Origin of the sequence: Bathymodiolus platifrons methanotrophic gill symbiont, from assembly GCF_002189065.1 — a bacterium.
Taxonomy (GTDB): Bacteria; Pseudomonadota; Gammaproteobacteria; order Methylococcales; family Methylomonadaceae; genus Methyloprofundus.
Genome location: NZ_BDMN01000456.1, coordinates 1 through 2,039, shown reverse-complemented (window position 1 = coordinate 2,039; position 2,039 = coordinate 1). Strand labels below are relative to the sequence as shown.

Below are 2,039 nucleotides of genomic sequence, written 5' to 3'. Positions count from 1 at the left end.
TCGGCTACAGACATGGCAAAAACAGTACAACAAGAGGCTCGGTTTTACAACGTGAATCTCTATGGAAAGCAGCGTGAAGTTAGTGCTTATAGTCGTGTTGTCATGCTGAAAACATTGAAACGGCCCGTTCAGGTTGTCTGGGTGTTTCGTCGCACGCAGTGGATTGCTTTGTTTACTACCGATTTAAATTTATCCATCACACAGATTATCGAGTATTACGGGGCAAGGTGGAAAATCGAATCCGGGTTCAAAGAACTCAAGCAGGACATAGGTAGCCAGAAAAGCCAGTGCCGTAATGCGCAGGCAGTGACCAACCACCTGAACTTCTGTATGATGGCAACAACGTTAACGTGGATTTATGCTGATCGTTTAAAAACCAATCCGGAACGTCGGCACAAAGTAAAGGGGCGGACCAGTTTTGCCTTTTCAGATATCCGGCGTATCATTGCCGAAGCTGCTTTGGACCCGGATTTTGAAAGGGTTTGCCCCAAATACAGCAGCTCCCCTGTAAATTCGGTGGTAACCGTTTTGTTACGCATGGTCGCTTGATGAATTTCTAGGAAACTTCAGATAATAGGTTCCCAGGAATAAAATAAAACAACTGCCGCAACTAAAATAATTGGGGCCCAAAGCCATGGAAAAACCAGCAAAGCTTTTCCAAAAATTGACTTAGCAACCTCTAATTGCTTTAAGTATTCCGGCGTTGGTTCTTTCAGAAAATCGGCAACTTGAGCAAATTTCCATTCTGCTTCTGGTTGCTGTTTAGCATTTACAAATTGTACCAAATCTTTTCTACTCATCTGATAAGCATCTAACATCAAAGAATAAGCTTCCACTTCTGTAAAAGCATCTAAATCCGTACGTATTAAGGACAGTTTTTCTTGTACTTCAGCATTTACGTCAAATTCTTTACAGTTTGGTTCAATTATCTTATCTTCTTCTGCAGGAACATTATCTTGGTTAATCCAGCTAATTCCCCGTTCACCTAGACCTTTACGCAGATCAATAAAAACAACATTCTCTTCACCTTTACTATCCAATAAATGCAATAGCCCTTCGGTACGAACTCGATCTTGTAATACACCACTTACACGTAAAAGTACGGAAACTGGATCAGTATAAACTTCATATTCCACCCCCATTTGCCCTGAAGCATCACTGACAATAAAATGTGTGCATTCATTTTTTAATAAGCTCTCTACCCCCTGATTATCAAAAACACCGCCATCAACAAGTTGCGGCACAATTTTTCATCCTTATTTTTGTCAAAATAGAGATCACTTATCGCTAAAGGCTCAAACAATCCAGGTACACATGCAGAAGCGGCCACAGCATGGCCTAAAGGAAAATCTTGTTGATTTTTCACCATTTTCTGATAGCCATCCTCTGTTGCTCTACGTAAACGAATAGGCTTTTTGTCAATGTCTATAAGCGATTTCCGGCTAGGAGGCTCTCCCATTGTTCGTGCAGTAAACTGCCAATTTCTGCCCCCATTAATCGATGTTGCGTTAAGCACAAGAATAGGTACTTTTGCTGATCTCTTGCTATTATGTTTTTTAGGATGAAAATTGTCAGGACCTCCTAAAGGCTGAATCTTCAGATTCCGCATTTCCACTGGGTCACCCAAACTTTCTGCAACAGTTTGATAAAGGAAATCATTGTAAATCTCGGCAATGCGATCACTTCGTGAATAATCAGCATCTTTCATCCTAAAGTTTCTTCCAATATCAGCAAGAACATTCATTCGAATATTCTTTTCTGTTGCTTTTAAAAAGTCCACCTCAATTTTTTGAATAATTGCTATGTAATCTTGATCCGTAATATCATTATCTGATTTTGATTCTAAGGAATGTGCACGAAATAACTTCCTGAAGCAGCCAAGCTTGAATAATGAAATATCTCCCCTAAATTAAGGTTATCTTAATTTATTACTCAGTGGTTGTCTTATGTCATTTCCTTATAAAAAAAATATCGAAAAGTCGATGAAGAAATTTTATGACTCACTTTGTGAAAAAAATAAGCGACGGTATGCCGCCATT

General features: G+C 39.4%; 3 protein-coding genes. 1 reads left to right on the top strand and 2 read right to left on the bottom strand.

The window, feature by feature from the left end:
- Positions 1-549: transposase (locus CDZ78_RS19290; protein ID WP_244559300.1), on the top strand; the 549-nt coding region annotated here is incomplete at its 5' end.
- 17 nt (positions 550-566) lie between these two features.
- Here the strand turns inward: CDZ78_RS19290 and CDZ78_RS19285 are convergent.
- Together CDZ78_RS19285 and CDZ78_RS19280 are read right to left on the bottom strand one after the other, a co-directional pair.
- Positions 567-1,244: a hypothetical protein gene (locus tag CDZ78_RS19285; protein ID WP_087871420.1), complete on the bottom strand. Its 678-nt coding sequence runs from the start codon at positions 1,242-1,244 to the stop codon at positions 567-569.
- The gene (locus CDZ78_RS19280; RefSeq protein ID WP_140414237.1) at positions 1,199-1,780 is read right to left on the bottom strand and encodes a hypothetical protein; all 582 of its coding nucleotides are present in this window, start codon (positions 1,778-1,780) and stop codon (positions 1,199-1,201) included. The genes CDZ78_RS19285 and CDZ78_RS19280 overlap by 46 nt, the downstream gene beginning before the upstream one ends.
- Between the last annotated feature and the right edge of the window lie 259 nt (positions 1,781-2,039).